Origin of the sequence: Methylobacterium cerastii, assembly GCF_022179125.1 — a bacterium.
Lineage (GTDB): Bacteria > Pseudomonadota > Alphaproteobacteria > Rhizobiales > Beijerinckiaceae > Methylobacterium > Methylobacterium cerastii.
Genome location: NZ_BPQG01000025.1, coordinates 99,671 through 115,911 on the forward strand (window position 1 = coordinate 99,671; position 16,241 = coordinate 115,911).

The window sequence follows — 16,241 nt, forward strand, 5'->3', positions numbered from 1 at the left end:
CGGCCGGTCCGATCCGGTTGCGTTGGCCCCGGCACGTTCGCGCATCGCGGTGAACGCCCGATTAAGCGCGGGCGACGATCCCGTTGATGCGGGCCGATGTGGCGAACGTATGGCTCGACGCGAAAAGTCGTCGCGAACGTCGAAGCGGGGGGCACGCGAGTCATCCGCTGTGGTGCGGATGCATCGGAGTTCAGGGCTTGAGGCGGGTGACGTGGCCCATCTTGCGGCCGGGCCGGGCCTCGCCCTTGCCGTAGAGGTGGAGGTGCGCGCCGGGCTCGGCCAGCACCGATCGCCAGCCTTCCACCTCGTCGCCGATGAGGTTGCGCATCTCGGCCTTCAATCCGCCCGGGCGGGACGGATCGCCCAGCGGCCAGCCGCAGACCGCGCGCACGTGCTGGGCGAACTGCGAGGTGGTCGCGCCCTCGATCGTCCAGTGCCCGGAATTGTGCACCCGCGGCGCGATCTCGTTCACGACGAGGCGCTCGGCGCCGTCGGCCTCGCGCACCAGGAACATCTCGACGGCGAGCACCCCGACGTAGTCGAGGGCGTCGGCGATCGTCCGGGCGATGCCGAGGGCGGCCTGCGCCGTCTCGGGTGCGATGCCCGGCGCCGGCACGCGGGTGACGGCGAGGATGTGGTCGCGGTGCTCGTTCTCGCACAGGTCGAAGGCGGCGAAGCTCCCGTCGGCGGCCCGCGCCGCGACCACCGAGACTTCCCGCTCGAACGCGACGAAGCCTTCGAGGATCAAAGCCGCGCCGCCGAACTCGGCGAAGATCGCGTTGCGGTCCGATTCGGCCTCCGTCCGGATGATGCGCTGGCCCTTGCCGTCGTAACCGAAGCGGCGGGTCTTCAGCACGGCCGGGCGGCCGATCGCGTCGAGGGCGCGGGCGAAGTCGTCCGGGGTGTCGACCGCGCGGAACGGCGCCGTCGGGATGCCGAGGCGGTTGATGAAGTCCTTCTCCGACAGCCGGTCCTGCGTCGTCGCCAGCGCCGAGGCGCTGGGATGCAGGGCGGCGTGGGCCGCGAGCAGGTCGGCGGTCTCGCGCGGGATGTTCTCGAACTCGTAGGTCACCACGTCGACGCTTTGCGCGAATCGCGTCAGCGCCTCCGCGTCGTCGTAGGCGGCGCAGGTGGTCTTAGCCGCCACGTCGAAGGCCGGGCTGTCGGCATCGGGGCAGTAGATGTGGGCCTTGAGGCCCATGTTGGCCGCGGCCAGCGCGATCATGCGGCCGAGCTGGCCGCCGCCGACGATGCCGAGGGTGCCGCCGGGCGCGATGGTCTTTGGGGTCACGGGGTCTCGGTCTCCGGCCGTTCGGCGACGGATGCGGTCTGGGCCGCGCGCCAGGCGTCCAGGCGCTGGGCCAACGCGTCGTCGGACAGGGCGAGCACGGCGGCGGCGAGCAGCGCGGCGTTCACCGCGCCGGCCCGGCCGATCGCCAGGGTGCCGACGGGAATGCCGGCCGGCATCTGCACGATCGAGAGCAGGCTGTCCTGTCCCGACAACGCCTTCGATTCCACCGGCACGCCGAAGACCGGGAGGCTCGTCATCGCGGCGGCCATGCCCGGCAGGTGCGCCGCGCCGCCCGCGCCCGCGATCACGACCTTGAAGCCGGCAGCCTTGGCGCCCTTGGCGAAGGCCACCAGCCGGTCCGGCGTGCGATGAGCCGAGACGATGCGCGCGTCGTAGGCGACGCCGAGCGCGTCGAGGGTGTCGGCGGCGTTCCGCATGGTCGCCCAGTCGGACTGGCTGCCCATGATGATCGCGACCGCAGGCGACGGCACCATCCGCGTCAAACCCATTTCCTTCGCGATGCGGGCCGGTCGACCCGTCCTCGCCGCTGGCAAGCTCGCCGCTTACAGGCGCCGATCCGGCGCGGCAAGGCGAGGCGCACCGGCATCCACCGGCATCAGGCGATGATGTCGGGGGTGATCTGGTCCTCGACGAAGGCGATCCTGTCGCGCAGCGTCAGCTTGCGCTTCTTCAGGCGCTGGATCTGCAGCTGGTCGCCGGCGACGTTGCGCTCGAGGGCATCGATCGCGTCGTCGAGGTCGCGATGCTCCTGTTTCAGCCGCGCCAGCTCGACGTCCAGTTCGGATTGCGCATCCGGGACCAACTCAACCGCCATCGCCGCCTTCGAAAACCATCCTGTGCCGGAATCGAGCATGCGTCAGGCACGCCCGAGCGGCAAGCATTCGTGAGGCATAGGCTGAGGATTGCCTTCGACAGCCGGCTCGACATGTGCCAGATTCCCCGCGTCGGAACGATGACAGGAGACACGACTCATGTCGCTGCAGACGCATCTGAGCCAGCTCACCCGGAAGCACGAAGCCCTCGAACGCGAAATCCACCAGGCGACGCTGAGGCCGTCCGAGGACGACCTGCACATCGCCGAGTTGAAGCGGCGCAAACTTCTCCTGAAGGACGAGATCAACCGGCTGCAGGCGGGCGTCGACACGCTGCACTGACGGACCTGTTTCGAAGCACGACACCGAGATCCGCCGCGCCGTCCCCCACGGCGCGGCTTTTTTATGCAGCCGCTCGATCCTGCGCGGCCCGCAATCCTGCTAGCTTCGCTGCCAGGCGGCGGCCCCCGAAGAGGCCGCCCCGTCCGAGGAGCCGCCATGCCGACCGCCGACCCCTCCCCAGACCTGCCGTCGCGCTACGCCGCGGTGCATGAGCGCGCGATGCGCGACCCCGAGGGGTTCTGGCTCGACGCGGCGCGGGCGATCGACTGGACGACGGAGCCGACCCGGGCCTTCAAGCCCAAGTCCGGCCCCTACGGTCGCTGGTTCCCCGACGGGGCGCTGAACGCCTGCTGGAACGCCGTCGATCGGCACGTCGCCGGCGGCCGCGCGGAGCAGGTCGCGATCCGCTACGATTCGCCGGCCACGGGCACCAAGCGCGCCATCACCTATGCGGACCTCCTGCGCGAGGTCTCGGCCCTGGCCGCCGTGCTCGCCGACCTCGGCGTCGGCCGGGGCGACCGGGTGATCCTCTACATGCCGATGGTGCCTGAAGCCCTGTTCGGCATGCTCGCCTGCGCCCGCATCGGCGCGGTGCACTCGGTGGTGTTCGGCGGGTTCGCCGCCAACGAGCTGAGCGTCCGGATCGAGGACGCGGCGCCGAAGGTGGTGCTCGCCGCCTCCTGCGGCATCGAGCCGAGCCGGGTGGTCGCCTACAAGCCGCTGCTGGACGCCGCCCTCGCCACGGCCCGGCACAAGCCCGCCGCCTGCCTCATCCTTCAGCGCCCGCAAGCCCTCGCGAGCCTCGTCGAGGGCCGCGACCGGGATTGGGCCGAGGCGGTCGCGGCGGCCGAGGGGCGGAAGCCGGACTGCGTGCCGATGGCCGCGACCGACCCGCTCTACGTGCTCTACACCTCCGGCACCACCGGCAAGCCCAAGGGCGTGGTGCGCGACACCGGCGGCTACCTCGTCGCGCTCAGCTGGTCGATGTCCAACCTCTACGGCGTGCAGCCCGGCGAGACCTACTTCTGCGCTTCCGACATCGGCTGGGTGGTCGGCCATTCCTACATCGTCTACGCGCCGCTGCTGCACGGCTGCACCACGGTCCTGTACGAGGGCAAGCCGGTCGGCACCCCCGATCCCGGCGCGTTCTGGCGGGTCGTCGCCGAGACCGGCACGGTCTGCCTGTTCACGGCGCCGACGGCGCTCCGCGCGATCAAGAAGGAGGATTCGAAAGGCAGCCATGTGGCTGGCCACGACCTCTCGCGCTTCCGCACCCTGTTCCTGGCCGGCGAGCGCGCGGACCCGGCTTCGGTCGCCTGGGCCGAGCGCGTGCTCGACCGGCCGGTGGTCGACCATTGGTGGCAGACCGAGACCGGCTGGCCGATCGCCGGCAACCCGGTCGGCCTGGGGCTGCTCCCGGTCAAGCACGGCAGCACCTGCGTGCCGATGCCGGGCTACGACGTGCAGGTGCTCGACGAGGGCGGCAAGCCGGTGCCCGCCGGCACGATGGGCACCATCGCGATCCGCCTGCCGCTGCCGCCGGGATGCCTGCCGACCCTGTGGGGCTCCGATACCCGGATGCGCACGAGCTATCTCGAGACCTTTCCCGGCTGGTACGACACCTCGGATGCGGGCGTGATCGACGCCGACGGCTACATCACCGTGCTCGGGCGGACGGACGACATCATCAACGTCGCCGGCCACCGGCTTTCCACCGGCGGGATGGAGGCGGTGCTGTCGTCCCACCCCGACGTCGCCGAATGCGCGGTCATCGGCATCCGCGACGCGCTGAAGGGCGAGGCGCCCTGCGGCTTCGTCGTGCTCAAGGCGCAGGTCGCGCGCGATCCGGCCGAGATCGAGCGCGAGCTGGTCGCCAAGGTCCGCGACGAGATCGGCCCCGTGGCCGCCTTCAAGCTCGCGCTTACGGTGCAGCGGCTGCCGAAGACCCGCTCGGGCAAGATCCTGCGCGCCACGATGAAGCGCATCGCCGACCACGAGCCCTGGACCATGCCGGCGACCATCGACGACGCGGGCGTCCTGGACGAGATCGGCGAAAGCCTGAAGGCGCGGGGGATCGGGGAGGGGTGAGGCGCAGAAGCCGCGTCGCGGCAGCAAGCCGAGAGCAAAGCTCGGCGGAGGACCGGCATGAGGCGGCGAACTGGCGTCGGCTTCGAGAGTGCGGCACACAGCGCGGGCCCCCGCAACCCGGAGTTGCCGATGACCGCCCGCCTGTTCGAACCGCTCAAGCTCGACGACCTGACGCTGGAGAACCGCATCCTGATCGCGCCGATGTGCCAGTACTCGGCGCGCGACGGCGAGGCGACCGACTGGCACATGATGCATCTCGGGCAGCTCGCGATGTCGGGCGCCGGGCTGCTGACGCTGGAGGCGACGGCGGTGTCGCCCGAGGCGCGCATCACGGCGTGGGACCTCGGGCTCTATTCCGACGGCTGCGAGCGGGCCTTGGGCCGGGTTCTGTCGGCGATCCGCGACTACGCGCCGATCCCGGTCTGCATCCAGATCGCCCATGCCGGCCGCAAGGCGTCGAGCCAGGCGCCGTGGGACGGCGGCCAGCAGATCGCGCCGGAGCATCCCTACGGATGGCGCACCGAGGCGCCGTCGGCGCTGGCGCACGGCGACGGCGAGGTGGCGCCCCACGCCCTCGACGCGGCGGACCTCAAGCGCATCCGCGACGACTTCGTCGCCACCGCCAAGCGCGCGGTTCGGCTCGGAATCGAGGCGTTCGAGCTGCACGGCGCCCACGGCTACCTGCTCCACCAGTTCCTCTCGCCGCTCGCCAACGAGCGCACCGACGCCTACGGCGGCAGCCTGGAAAACCGGATGCGGTTCCCGCTCGAGGTGTTCGAGGCCGTGCGCGCGGTGGTGCCCGCGGGCCATCCGGTATGGATGCGGGTCTCGGCCACCGACTGGGTCGAGGACGGCTGGGACCTGGAGGAGACCGTCGAACTCGCCCAGCGCCTGAAGCAGGCCGGCTCGCCGGCGATCCACGTCTCCACCGGCGGCGTCTCGCCGAAGCAGGCGATCAAGCTCGGGCCGGGCTACCAGGTGCCCTACGCCGAGCGGATCAGGGCCGAGACCGGGCTCGCGACCATGGCCGTCGGGCTGATCACCGAGCCGGCCGAGGCCGAGGCGATCCTGGCCGAGGGCCGGGCGGACGCGATCTCGCTCGCCCGCGCCATGCTCTACGATCCGCGCTGGCCCTGGCACGCGGCGGCCGAGCTCGGCGCGACCGTGCGGGCGCCCAAGCAGTACTGGCGCTCGCAGCCGCGGGCCTACAAGGACCTGTTCAAGGACCCGACCTTCGGACAGCGCTGATCGCGCTGGGCACCGAGCCTCGATCGCCCGGGCCTCGCCTCGGGCGCGCGATTCCGGTATCGGCTCGGGCCGTAGGCCGGCCGCGGCCTGTCCTGCGCAGCCCGTCCTGCGCGGCCAGTCTTGGATGTGCGAGATGCTGGCCATCGGCCTGACCCTGTTCCACCCGAGCCGCGACCAAGTCGACGACATCGTCCGGCGCTACGCCGGAAGCTCGCATCCGGTCCTCGCCTTCGACAACGGCGGCCTCGGACCGGTGGATCGCATGAAGCTCGAGGCGGCCGGCGTGCGCCTGCTGTCGGCCGAGACCAATGTCGGCGTCGCCGCAGCGCTCAACGCCGTCGTCGAGGCGGCGGCGCGCGGGGGCGCGGACGCCGTGCTCCTGCTGGACCAGGACGCGCAGGTCGGCCCGGACATGGTCGCCGCCCTGGCCGGGGCCCGCGACCGCCTGCTGGCCGAGAACCGTCCTTGCGCGGTGGTCGGCCCGGTGCCGGGGCGGGCGAACGACGCCGCCAAGCCCCCGCGGTTCCGGCAACGCCCCGGCCGCGAGGCGGTCGGCACGCTGCTGCCGGTGGAATTCCTGGCCACCTCCGGTTCACTCATCGACGTGGCGGCGTTCCGCGCCGTCGGGCCGTTCCGGGCGGACTACTTCATCGACGGCGTCGAGCTCGAATGGTGCTTTCGCGCCTGGAGCGCCGGCTATGGGTGCTGGATGACGCGGGAGGCCACGATCGGCCACCGCGTCGGCGGCGGCACGATCCGCGCGTTCGGCATCGAGACGCCACGCCAGCCGCTGTTCCGTATGGCGACGTATCTCCGCAACTCCGTCTACGGCTGGCGCCTGCGCCACATCCCGCTGCCGTGGAAGCTGCGCCAGCTCGCCTACCTCCCGCTTCAGGTCGCGCTGTACTGGCGCGACGGCGGCTACCGGCCGGCGGTGCTGCGGCGGCTCGCGCAAGCGGTGCTCGACGGCTTCCGTGGCCGGCTCGGGCGCCCGGCCGACGCGCCATGACGGCGCCCCTCGCCCAAGGCCCGGCCGAGATCGACGTCGTGATCGTCAACTGGAACGGCGGCGCCCTGGTGCGCGCCTGCCTCGCGAGCCTGGCTGCCGCCGGCGAAGACCCCGCAAAGGCGGTGGTCGTCGTCGACAACGCCTCCGTCGACGGCTCCGCCGACGGGCTGGAGCGGCCGGACCTTCGGCTCACCGTGCTGCGCAACCCCGACAACGCCGGGTTCGGCCGCGCCTGCAACCAGGGTGCCGCGCTTGGCCGGGCGCCGGCGATCCTGTTCCTGAATCCCGACACCGAGGCCGGGCCGGACGCCCTGCGGCTGGCGCTGGCCGCGCTTGCGCAAGACCCGACCGTCGGCGTCGTCGGCGCGCAGCTGGTCGACGGCGTGGGCCAAGTGCAGCGGATGTGTGCGCGGCGCCCGAGCGCGAAAAGCTTGATCGGACAGGAACTCCACCTCGACCGGCTGCTGCCGGGGCGGGTGCCGACGCACTTCATGACGGAGTGGGACCACGCCGCGTCAGGGCCGGTCGATCAGGTGATGGGCGCTTTCCTGATGATCCGGCGCTCGCTGTTCGAACGGCTCGGCGGCTTCGACGAGCGCTTCCACGTCTATTACGAGGACGTCGACCTCTGCGCCCGCGTCTGGGATGCGGGCTTCACGGTCCGCCACCTCGCCGAGGTGACGGTCCGGCACGACGGGCAGGGGACGACCCGACAGGTGAAGGCGCGGCGCCTGTTCTATATCCAGCGCAGCCGCATCCTCTACGCGGCCAAGCACCATGGCTTTGCGACGGCGCTGAAGCTCGCGGGGGCGACCTTCGCGTTCCAGCTTCCGCTACGGCTCGGGTTGGCGCTGCTGCGGCGCTCGCCGCGGGAGGCGGGGCAGGTCGTCCACGCCGCCCTGCTGCTCGCCGGCGCGATGCCGGGCCTCCTCGTGCGGCTTCGCCGCGCGCCCTGAATTCGAAGACGCCCACGCCGCGCGCGCCGATCGCAGAAGGATCTCATGCTTCACGGACAGAAGATCGCCGTCGTCCTCCCGGCCTACAACGCCGAGGCGACCCTGCGGCGGACGTTCGACGACATCCCCAAGGACATCGTCGACGACATCATCCTGATCGACGACGCGAGCCGCGACCGGACGGCGGCGCTCGCCGAAAGCCTCGGCATCCACACCATCCGGCACGAGCGCAACCGCGGCTACGGCGGCAACCAGAAGACCTGCTACCGGGCGGCGCTGGCGCGGGGCGCCGACATCGTCGTCATGCTCCACCCGGACTACCAGTACGCGCCGCGCCTCGTCACCGCGATGGCCTCGATGATCGTGTCCGGCGAGTACGATGCCGTCCTCGCCTCGCGCATCCTCGGCAAGGGCGCGCTGGCAGGCGGGATGCCCCGCTACAAGTACGTGGCGAACCGCGTGCTGACGCTGCTGCAGAACATCCTGATGGGCCAGAAGCTGTCGGAATATCATTCCGGCTATCGCGCCTGGAGCCGCCAGGTGATCGAGACGATCCCCCTCGACCGCTGCTCGGACGACTTCGTGTTCGACAACCAGATGCTCGCCCTGGCGATGCACGCCGACCACCGCATCGGCGAAATCTCGTGCCCGACGCGGTACTTTGCCGAAGCCTCGTCGATCAACTTCCGGCGCAGCGTCGTATATGGGTTTGGCGTGTTGCGCACCGCCTTCGCCTACCGCCTGCACCGCCTCGGATTGCGGCAGGACCCGCTCTTCGCGCCCGCCGAGGGGACGCGCGTGCGACCGGTGGCCGAGACGCCGCGGCGATGAGAATCCCGGACGGCCTGATAGGCGCCGCCGACCTGCGTCTCTGGCTCGGCGCGTTCCTGCTCCTGGCGATGCCGCTCTGCCTCGTGCTCGCGCTCGCCGTCCCCCTCGGCGAGGTCGCGGACGAACCGTCTCACCTCATGCGCGCGGCGAGCCTCGCCCAAGGCCAGCTCGTCGGGCATCGCGAGACGATCACCCGGCCCGACGGGCGGGCGGCAATCGCGGCGGGCGTGCGCGTCGACCCGGTCTGGGAGGCGCTCGCCCGCACGCGGGAGCCGGCCGACGCCCGGATCGCGGCGGCGCCGGTCGATCCGGCGGTCGGCACCGGTCCCTGGGGCGGTGCCGGCGCCTTCGCGCCGCTCTACACGATCGCCACCTACGTCCCCGTCTTCTACGGGCCGGCGGCCGCGGGTCTCGGGCTCGGCCACGCCCTCGACCTGTCGGCCCGCGCCTCCGCCCGGCTCGGACGCCTGTTCAACGTCGTGGCCTACGGGCTGGTCGGCGCCTGCGCCCTCGTGCTGGCGCGGCGCGGGCGGGCCTGGCTCTTCGCCGTGCTCGCCCTGCCGATGGCGCTGTCGCTCGCCGCCTCGTTTAACCAGGACGGCCTGATCGTCGCCACCGCGATCCTCGCGGCCGCACTCCTGACCGTCGAGACGGGTGCGCCGCCGGGCAGACGGCGCTACGCCGCCGCGGCCGTGCTCGTCGCCCTGATCCTGCTGGCGAAGCCGCCCTACGCGCCGATCGCGCTGATGCTGCTTCTGCCGCTCCCAAGTGGGACCTGGCGGCAGGTCGGCGCCGGGCTGCTGCCACGCCTGGCATTGGTCGCGGCGGTCGTGCTGCCCGCTGCGCTCTGGACCGTGTACGCCACGGCGACTATCGCGACGCCGGTGCCGCGCGCGGCCTACGAGGCGGGTCCGCTCTGGCCGGGCGAGCGTCCGGCGACGTTCCTGGGCACCGATCCGGCAGCACAGCTTCGCGTGCTGACGGCGGACCCGGTCCGCTTCGTCACCGTGCCGGCGCGCTTCCTCCTTTCGGTGAAGCACCTGGTCATGCTGTCCGAGGGCACGGTCGGCATCCTCGGCTGGCACGATCGCCACCTGCCCAAAATCGTCGTCTGGCTGTGGATCGCTGCGCTCGCCGCGGCAGCGGCCGGCTCCGGAAGACGACGCGAGGGCGGGGCGTCGCTCGCGCTGATGGCGTTCGCCGCCGGGCTCGCTTTGTGGCTCGTCCTGCTGTCGCAGTATCTCAGCTGGACGAATGTCGGCGATCCCCGCGTCGACGGTCCGCAGGGGCGCTACCTGCTGCCGATCCTGCCGCTGTTCGCGCTCTCAATGGCGAACGCCGCGACCGGATCAAGGCGCCGCGTTCTCCGGTTCGCGCCGATCGCGCTCGCGGCCATCGGGCTCACCGTTGTGCCGTTCGCGACCCTGTGACGGGCGCGACCTCGTGACGTTGTGCCTCAGGCGGCGCGCCAGCGCAGGGCGGCGCCGTTGCCGAATGCGCGGCCGTAGAGGTCGCCGTAGTTGGCGGCGGCCTCGTCCCAGCCGAAGGTGCGCGACATCGCCGTCCGGCGCATGGCGTTGAGCCGCTTCTTCTGGGCGAAGGTGTCGAGCGCCCGGCGCACGGCGCCGGTGAAGCCCCGCGGCGACGGGTCGGCGAAGGTGAAGCCGGTGACGCCGTCCTCGACCGTGTCGGCGAGGCCCCCGGTGCGTCGCACGATCGGCAGCGAGCCGAAGCGCTGGGCGTACATCTGCGCAAGGCCGCAGGGCTCGAAGCGCGACGGCATCAGCAGGAAGTCGCTGCCGGCGAACATCCGGCGGGCGTCCCGCTCCTCGAACCCGACGTGGACGCCGACCGAATCCGGGTGGCGTCGGGCGAGGCCGCGCAGCGCGTCCTCGAACCGGGCCTCGCCTTGGCCGATGGCCACGAGCTGGCCGCCCTCGGCGACGATGGTCTCCGCAGCCTGGATCGAGAGGTCGATGCCCTTCTGGTGCACGAGGCGCGAGACGATGGCGAAGAGCGGCCCGCGCGAGACCGCAAGCCCGAACTGGCGCCGCACCGATTCGGCGTTGGCGCGCTTGCCCTTCCAGTCGTCGGCCTCGAAGCGGGTGGCGAGGTGCGGGTCGGTGCGCGGGTCCCAGCTCTCGTCGATGCCGTTGAGGATGCCGGCGAGCCGGCCTTGCGCCGCCCGCGTCCGCAGCAGGCCGTCGAGGCCGCAGCCGGAATCCGGCGTCAGGATCTCGCGGGCGTAGGTCTCGCTCACCGTGGTGACGTGGGTGGCGTAGTACAGGCCCGCCTTCAGGAACGAGAGCTGCCCGTAGAACTCGACGCCGTTCATGTCGAAGGCGTCCTCGGGCATGCCGAGGCGGGCCATGGTCTCACGCGGAAACAAGCCCTGGTAGGCGAGGTTATGGATCGTCAGCACGCTCGGCACGCGGATGCGGCGCCAGGCGAGGTAGGCCGGGGCCAGCGCCGATTGCCAGTCGTTGAGGTGGAGCAGGTCGGCGGCCCAGGCGGGGTCGGCACCCTGCGCGATCTCTGCGGCCGCGAGGCTCAGCCGCGCGAAGCGCAGGTCGTTGTCGGAGAAGTCGCCGTCGGCGTTGCCGTAGGGCGTGCCGTCGCGCTCGTACAGGTCGGGGCTGAGCAGGACGTAGATGCGAAGGCCGTCGCCGGTCTCGACGAGGCCGAGATCGCAGGGCGGGACGCCGGCGAAGCCGTCGAGCCGCGCCACCACGGGCATGGACGGGAACGCCTCCACCACCTGCCGGTAGCCGGGGATCAGGACGCGGACGTCGTACTGCTTGCGCAGCGCTCGCGGCAGCGCGCCGGCCACCTCGCCGAGACCGCCGGTCTTGACGAAGTCGGCCATCTCCGGCGTGGCGTAGAGGATGCGGGGCTGCAGTGCGGTGCGAAGGTCGGGCAGGGCGTTCGACGGCGTCGGGATCGGCCGGAGGGCGTTCGCAGAAGCGGAATGGAACGCTTGGGGCTCGACCATCAAGGGGATTCCGCGCCGTGCGGAACGGTCCTGGCGCACCGCTTCATCCGCAACCGATCTCGACATTGCCAACGCCCTCGTGCCCCGCCGGTTTCCGCTGCGACGCACAATCTAGGCCATCAGACCGTTAATGGGCGGTTCATCGCATTGCACTGCGGCATAAGCGGTCGCGCGCCTAGATCCTGCGCAGGATCAGCCCCTCGTTCGGCCCGAGTTCGACCGTTGCAGCGGTGCGCTCCCCGCCGCGATGGCCCCGGGTCGACAGCACCACCGTCCAGGTTTCGTCGCCCTTCAGGTCGAGGGCGTGCGCCGCCTCGCCGAAATTGAGCAGGATGCGGAACACGCCGTCCGCGGAAAAGCGCTCGTAGGCGAACACGTCCGCGGCGCTGGCCGCGACGCCGCGATAGGCGCCCACCGACAGTGCCGCGTGCTCGCGGCGTAGGGCGAGGAGCCGCCGATACAGCGTGAGGATCGAGGTCGGGTCGTCGCGCAGGGCGTCGACGTTCCGGGTCGCCGCATCCGGCGAGAGCGGCAGCCAGGGCTCTGCGGTGGAAAAGCCGGCATGGGTCTCGCCGTCCCACTGCATCGGCGTCCGCTCGGGGTCGCGGCCGTGGCCGGGCTCGTTGCGCTCCCACGGGTCGCGGACCCGGTCGGGCGGGATCGGCACGTGGGCGAGCCCGATCTCGTCGCCGTAGTACAGCGTCGGCGTGCCGCGCAGCGTCAGCAGCAGCATCGCCGCGATCCGCGCCTGATCCGGTCCGACGCGGGCGGCGATGCGCGGCTGGTCGTGGTTGCCGAGTACCCAGTTCGGCCAGCCGCCCTCGGGCAGGGCCGCCTCGTAGTTCTCGACGAGGTCGGACACCGCCTCGGCGGTCCACGGCGTCTGGATCAACTGGAAGTTGAACGGCATGTCGGCGCCGCTCAGATCAGGGCCGTAATAGGCCATCAGCCGCTCCATCGGCAGGTAGATCTCGCCGATCAGCACCCGCTCGCCGTAGGGGCGCAGCACCGCGCGCATCTCGGCGATGACGTCCAGGACCTCCGGGCGGTCGGCCGAGTAGACCTGGGCGAAGCGGTTGATCTCCGCCTGCTCGGGCGAGAAGTCCGGGTTCTCCGGGTTGTCGCGAAATCCGGCGTCCTTCATCAGGTGCCAGATCACGTCGACGCGGAACCCGTCGACGCCGCGGTCGAGCCAGAACCGCAGGGCGTCGTGCATGGCGGCGCGGACCTCCGGGTTGCGCCAGTTCAGGTCGGGCTGCTCGCTCAGGAAGGCGTGGTAGTAGAATTGCCCGGTCGCCGGATCGAGCGTCCAGGCCGGGCCGCCGAAGTTGCTGATCCAGTTGTTGGGCGGGCCGCCATCCGGCGCCGGATCGCGCCAGATGTACCAGTCCCGCCGCGGGTTCGTTCGCGAGGCGCGGCTTTCGGCAAACCACGGATGCGTGATCGCGCTGTGATTCGGCACGAAGTCGAGAATCACCTTCAGTCGCCGCCGGCGGGCTTCTGCAACGAGGTCGTCGAAGTCTGCCAGCGTGCCGAAGAGCGGGTCGATTCCACAGTAATCCGCCACGTCGTAGCCATAATCGGCCATCGGCGAGGGATAGATCGGCGAGATCCAGACCGCGTCGACCCCGAGCCAGGCGAGGTGTTCGAGCCGCGCCGTGATCCCGCGCAGGTCGCCGATCCCGTCGCCGTCCGTGTCCTGGAACGAGCGCGGGTAGACTTGGTAGACGGTGCCGCGCTTCCACCAGACGGTGTCGGCCATGGACGATATCCCCGAAGTTGACAGGCTCCGGCTTTAGCGGCTCCGCAGGCAGGGCGCGATGGGGCCAGGGTTCACCCGGAGTTCAACACCGGCGTGACAAAGTCCTGTCGGGTTTGGGTGCGACGGTGCTTGTGTCTGAAAGGACACAAAGGCGGACGAGATCGCCGCCGCCGACGTGGTCGGGCCCCGGCGACGCCTCGACAAGATCGGTGAGCGACCGCAGGATCGTCGATCCTCAGGTGGCGAGGTCGAGAACCGCCGAAGGACGCTAGTGGCGCTCGAGACGCGAAGACGCGCTGGCGCGGACGATGGGGGATTGCACGTGCTGAAAGACGCTATTCTGGCACCCGCACCCGGTGAAGACCGGTCCGATGCACCGGAGCGGACGACCCATGCGACGTTCCGCGAGCCCGCCGTCTGGGACAAGCCGGCTCAGCCCGCCTCCGGCGACGCCGTCGCCGACCTTCGCGAGGCGATCCGCGGCAAGCTCGCCTACGCCATCGGCAAGACCCCCGAGACGGCGCGCGAGCGCGACTGGTTCGCCGCCACCGCGCTTGCGCTGCGCGACCGGATCGTCGACGCCTGCCAGGCGACGGACGCGTCGGTGCCGAACAAGCGCGTCTACTACCTCTCCCTCGAATTCCTGATCGGTCGGCTTCTGTCCGATGCGATGAACAACCTCGGCCTCGTCGAGACCACCCGCGCCGCGTTGCAGAGCCTCGGCGTCGACCTCGGCACCGTGGAGGGCGCGGAGCCCGACGCGGCGCTCGGCAACGGCGGCCTCGGGCGGCTGGCCGCCTGCTTCATGGAGAGCATGGCGAGCATCGGCATCCCGGCGATGGGCTACGGCATCCGCTACGATCACGGCCTGTTCCGGCAGACCTTCGAGGACGGCTGGCAGCGCGAGGCGCCCGAGACCTGGCTCGCGGAAGGCAACCCGTGGGAGTTCGCGCGGCCGGACGCGACCTACACGATCGGCTTCGGCGGCCACGTCACCATGGCCGCGGTGTCGGACGGCGTGATCCGCCGGCACTGGTATCCCGCCGAGACCGTGCTGGCCGTGGCGCACGACGTGCCGGTGGTCGGCTGGAAGGGCAAGACCGTCAACACGCTGCGGCTCTGGAAGGCCGAGAGTGAGGCGCCGGTGGAGCTGGCGCAGTTTAACGGCGGCGACCACGTCGGCGCGGTCTCCGCCCGGATGCGGGCCGAGGCGATCTCGCGGGTGCTGTATCCGAGCGATTCCTCCACCGCCGGCCAGGAGCTGCGCCTGCGCCAGGAATACTTCTTCACCTCCGCCTCGCTGCAGGACCTCGTCCGGCGGCACGTGGCCGAGCGCGGCGACGTCCGCTCGCTGCACGACCACGCCGCGATCCAGCTCAACGACACGCACCCGGCGATCGCGGTACCGGAGCTGATGCGCATCCTGCTGGAGGATCACGGCCTGCAGTGGGAGGACGCTTGGCACGTCACCACCAACACGCTGCACTACACCAACCACACCCTGCTTCCGGAAGCCCTCGAGACCTGGCCGGTGGAGCTGATGGAACGGCTGCTGCCGCGCCACATGCAGATCATCTACCTGATCAACTGGATGCACCTCGAAGAGCAGGGCCGCCACGGCCGGCAGGGCGAGACGAACTTCGCCGCCCACCTCGCCTCGGTCTCGCTGATCGACGAATCGCAGGGGCGTCGCGTGCGGATGGGGCACCTCGCCTTCCACGGCGCCCGCCGGGTGAACGGCGTCTCCGCGCTCCACACCGACCTGATGCGCTCGACGGTGTTCCGCGACCTGCACGCCCTCGACGGCGACAAGATCGTCAACAAGACCAACGGCATCACCTTCCGCCGCTGGCTCCACAACGCCAACCCCGGCCTGACCCGGCTCGCGGTCGAGGCCGTCGGATCCGGCGTCCTCGACGACCCGGGCCTGCTGCGCGGCCTCGATGCCTTCGCCGAGGATCCGGCCTTCGTGAAGCGTTACGCGGCGGCCCGCTTCAGCCGCAAGCAGGCGCTCGCCGAAATCATTGCCGAGCGCACCGGGATCGAGGTCGACCCTTCGGCCCTGTTCGACGTGCAGATCAAGCGCATCCACGAATACAAGCGCCAGCTGCTCAACGTCATCGAGACGGTGGCGCTCTACCAGGCGATCAAGGCCGAGCCGCACAAGGATTGGACGCCCCGCGTCAAGATCTTCGGCGGCAAGGCGGCGCCGAGCTACAGCCAGGCCAAGCTGATCATCAAGCTGGCGTTGGACGTCGCCAAGGCCGTCAACGACGACCCCGAGGTCGCCGACCGGCTGAAGGTGGTGTTCCTGCCGAACTACTCGGTGAGCCTCGCCGAGGCGATCATCCCGGCCGCCGACCTGTCCGAGCAGATCTCCACCGCCGGCATGGAGGCGTCGGGCACCGGCAACATGAAGCTTGCGCTGAACGGCGCGCTCACCGTCGGCACGCTCGACGGCGCCAACATCGAGATCCGCGACCACGTCGGCGCGGACAACATCTTCATCTTCGGCCTCGACGCCGCCGGCGTGCAGGCGCGCATCACCGAGACCAACTACGCCCAAAAGGCGATCCAGGCCTCTCCGCGCCTGGGCGCCGCCCTCGACATGATCGCCTCGGGCCGGTTCTCGCCCGACGAGCCGAACCGCTTCCGGCCGCTGACCGACGACCTGCGCCACCGCGACCAGTACCTGCTCACCGTCGACTTCGACGATTACTGGCGGGCCCAGCGCCAGATCGACGCCGCCTGGAAGGACCAGGCCCGCTGGTGGGCCATGGCGATCCGCAACACCGCGCGGATGGCGTGGTTCTCCTCCGACCGCTCGATGCGGGAATACGCCGAGGAGATCTGGCGGGTGCAGGTCTAAGACCCCGTTTCATAACGCTC

13 protein-coding genes are annotated in these 16,241 nt (G+C 71.0%); 8 read left to right on the forward strand and 5 right to left on the reverse strand.

What is annotated here, in order from left to right; translation table 11 throughout:
• Nucleotides 1-190: 190 nt before the first annotated feature.
• The 3 genes from MFF13_RS09055 to MFF13_RS09065 form a co-directional block, all read right to left on the reverse strand.
• Nucleotides 191-1,291, reverse strand: coding sequence for a 5-(carboxyamino)imidazole ribonucleotide synthase (locus MFF13_RS09055; RefSeq protein ID WP_147764098.1), 1,101 nt, complete (start codon nucleotides 1,289-1,291; stop codon nucleotides 191-193).
• The gene (gene purE, locus MFF13_RS09060; protein ID WP_147751102.1) at nucleotides 1,288-1,785 is read right to left on the reverse strand and encodes a 5-(carboxyamino)imidazole ribonucleotide mutase; all 498 of its coding nucleotides are present in this window, start codon (nucleotides 1,783-1,785) and stop codon (nucleotides 1,288-1,290) included. The genes MFF13_RS09055 and purE overlap by 4 nt, the downstream gene beginning before the upstream one ends.
• A 122-nt stretch (nucleotides 1,786-1,907) precedes the next feature.
• Nucleotides 1,908-2,126 carry a YdcH family protein gene (locus tag MFF13_RS09065; RefSeq protein WP_147751101.1) on the reverse strand — a complete coding sequence of 73 codons (219 nt, stop codon included), beginning with the start codon at nucleotides 2,124-2,126 and terminating at the stop codon, nucleotides 1,908-1,910.
• 157 nt (nucleotides 2,127-2,283) lie between these two features.
• Between MFF13_RS09065 and MFF13_RS09070 the strand changes: the two genes are divergently transcribed.
• From MFF13_RS09070 to MFF13_RS09100, 7 genes are all read left to right on the forward strand, one after another.
• Nucleotides 2,284-2,466: a YdcH family protein gene (locus tag MFF13_RS09070; protein ID WP_147751100.1), complete on the forward strand. Its 183-nt coding sequence runs from the start codon at nucleotides 2,284-2,286 to the stop codon at nucleotides 2,464-2,466.
• A gap of 156 nt (nucleotides 2,467-2,622) precedes the next feature.
• Nucleotides 2,623-4,554 carry a propionyl-CoA synthetase gene (locus MFF13_RS09075; RefSeq protein ID WP_283205817.1) on the forward strand — a complete coding sequence of 644 codons (1,932 nt, stop codon included), beginning with the start codon at nucleotides 2,623-2,625 and terminating at the stop codon, nucleotides 4,552-4,554.
• 129 nt (nucleotides 4,555-4,683) lie between these two features.
• Nucleotides 4,684-5,802 carry an NADH:flavin oxidoreductase/NADH oxidase gene (locus MFF13_RS09080; protein WP_147764095.1) on the forward strand — a complete coding sequence of 373 codons (1,119 nt, stop codon included), beginning with the start codon at nucleotides 4,684-4,686 and terminating at the stop codon, nucleotides 5,800-5,802.
• A 133-nt stretch (nucleotides 5,803-5,935) separates the two neighbouring features.
• Nucleotides 5,936-6,811, forward strand: coding sequence for a glycosyltransferase family protein (locus tag MFF13_RS09085; RefSeq protein WP_238271966.1), 876 nt, complete (start codon nucleotides 5,936-5,938; stop codon nucleotides 6,809-6,811).
• Nucleotides 6,808-7,767, forward strand: coding sequence for a glycosyltransferase family 2 protein (locus MFF13_RS09090; RefSeq protein WP_238271968.1), 960 nt, complete (start codon nucleotides 6,808-6,810; stop codon nucleotides 7,765-7,767). The genes MFF13_RS09085 and MFF13_RS09090 overlap by 4 nt, the downstream gene beginning before the upstream one ends.
• A gap of 45 nt (nucleotides 7,768-7,812) precedes the next feature.
• Nucleotides 7,813-8,598, forward strand: coding sequence for a glycosyltransferase family 2 protein (locus MFF13_RS09095; RefSeq protein ID WP_147764092.1), 786 nt, complete (start codon nucleotides 7,813-7,815; stop codon nucleotides 8,596-8,598).
• On the forward strand, nucleotides 8,595-10,028 hold the full coding sequence (locus MFF13_RS09100; protein WP_147764091.1) for a DUF2142 domain-containing protein: 1,434 nt from the start codon (nucleotides 8,595-8,597) through the stop codon (nucleotides 10,026-10,028). The genes MFF13_RS09095 and MFF13_RS09100 overlap by 4 nt, the downstream gene beginning before the upstream one ends.
• A gap of 26 nt (nucleotides 10,029-10,054) precedes the next feature.
• Here the strand turns inward: MFF13_RS09100 and glgA are convergent, their stop codons facing one another.
• Together glgA and MFF13_RS09110 are read right to left on the reverse strand one after the other, a co-directional pair.
• Nucleotides 10,055-11,590: a glycogen synthase GlgA gene (gene glgA, locus MFF13_RS09105; protein WP_147764090.1), complete on the reverse strand. Its 1,536-nt coding sequence runs from the start codon at nucleotides 11,588-11,590 to the stop codon at nucleotides 10,055-10,057.
• 175 nt (nucleotides 11,591-11,765) lie between these two features.
• Nucleotides 11,766-13,352: an alpha-amylase family glycosyl hydrolase gene (locus MFF13_RS09110; protein ID WP_238271977.1), complete on the reverse strand. Its 1,587-nt coding sequence runs from the start codon at nucleotides 13,350-13,352 to the stop codon at nucleotides 11,766-11,768.
• Nucleotides 13,353-13,674: 322 nt separating this feature from the next.
• Here MFF13_RS09110 and MFF13_RS09115 point away from each other — a divergent pair, with 322 nt between their 5' ends.
• Nucleotides 13,675-16,221 carry a glycogen/starch/alpha-glucan phosphorylase gene (locus tag MFF13_RS09115; protein ID WP_187278797.1) on the forward strand — a complete coding sequence of 849 codons (2,547 nt, stop codon included), beginning with the start codon at nucleotides 13,675-13,677 and terminating at the stop codon, nucleotides 16,219-16,221.
• Nucleotides 16,222-16,241: the final 20 nt, after the last annotated feature.

Bases quoted from the DNA above. Each gene is read 5' to 3' on its own strand.
- MFF13_RS09110 (WP_238271977.1), bottom strand. From the start codon at position 13,352: ATGGCCGACACCGTCTGGTGGAAGCGCGGCACCGTCTACCAAGTCTAC.
- glgA (WP_147764090.1), bottom strand. From the start codon at position 11,590: ATGGTCGAGCCCCAAGCGTTCCATTCCGCTTCTGCGAACGCCCTCCGG.
- MFF13_RS09100 (WP_147764091.1), top strand. From the start codon at position 8,595: ATGAGAATCCCGGACGGCCTGATAGGCGCCGCCGACCTGCGTCTCTGG.
- MFF13_RS09095 (WP_147764092.1), top strand. From the start codon at position 7,813: ATGCTTCACGGACAGAAGATCGCCGTCGTCCTCCCGGCCTACAACGCC.
- MFF13_RS09065 (WP_147751101.1), bottom strand. From the start codon at position 2,126: ATGGCGGTTGAGTTGGTCCCGGATGCGCAATCCGAACTGGACGTCGAG.
- MFF13_RS09075 (WP_283205817.1), top strand. From the start codon at position 2,623: ATGCCGACCGCCGACCCCTCCCCAGACCTGCCGTCGCGCTACGCCGCG.
- MFF13_RS09085 (WP_238271966.1), top strand. From the start codon at position 5,936: ATGCTGGCCATCGGCCTGACCCTGTTCCACCCGAGCCGCGACCAAGTC.
- purE (WP_147751102.1), bottom strand. From the start codon at position 1,785: ATGGTGCCGTCGCCTGCGGTCGCGATCATCATGGGCAGCCAGTCCGAC.
- MFF13_RS09090 (WP_238271968.1), top strand. From the start codon at position 6,808: ATGACGGCGCCCCTCGCCCAAGGCCCGGCCGAGATCGACGTCGTGATC.
- MFF13_RS09080 (WP_147764095.1), top strand. From the start codon at position 4,684: ATGACCGCCCGCCTGTTCGAACCGCTCAAGCTCGACGACCTGACGCTG.
- MFF13_RS09070 (WP_147751100.1), top strand. From the start codon at position 2,284: ATGTCGCTGCAGACGCATCTGAGCCAGCTCACCCGGAAGCACGAAGCC.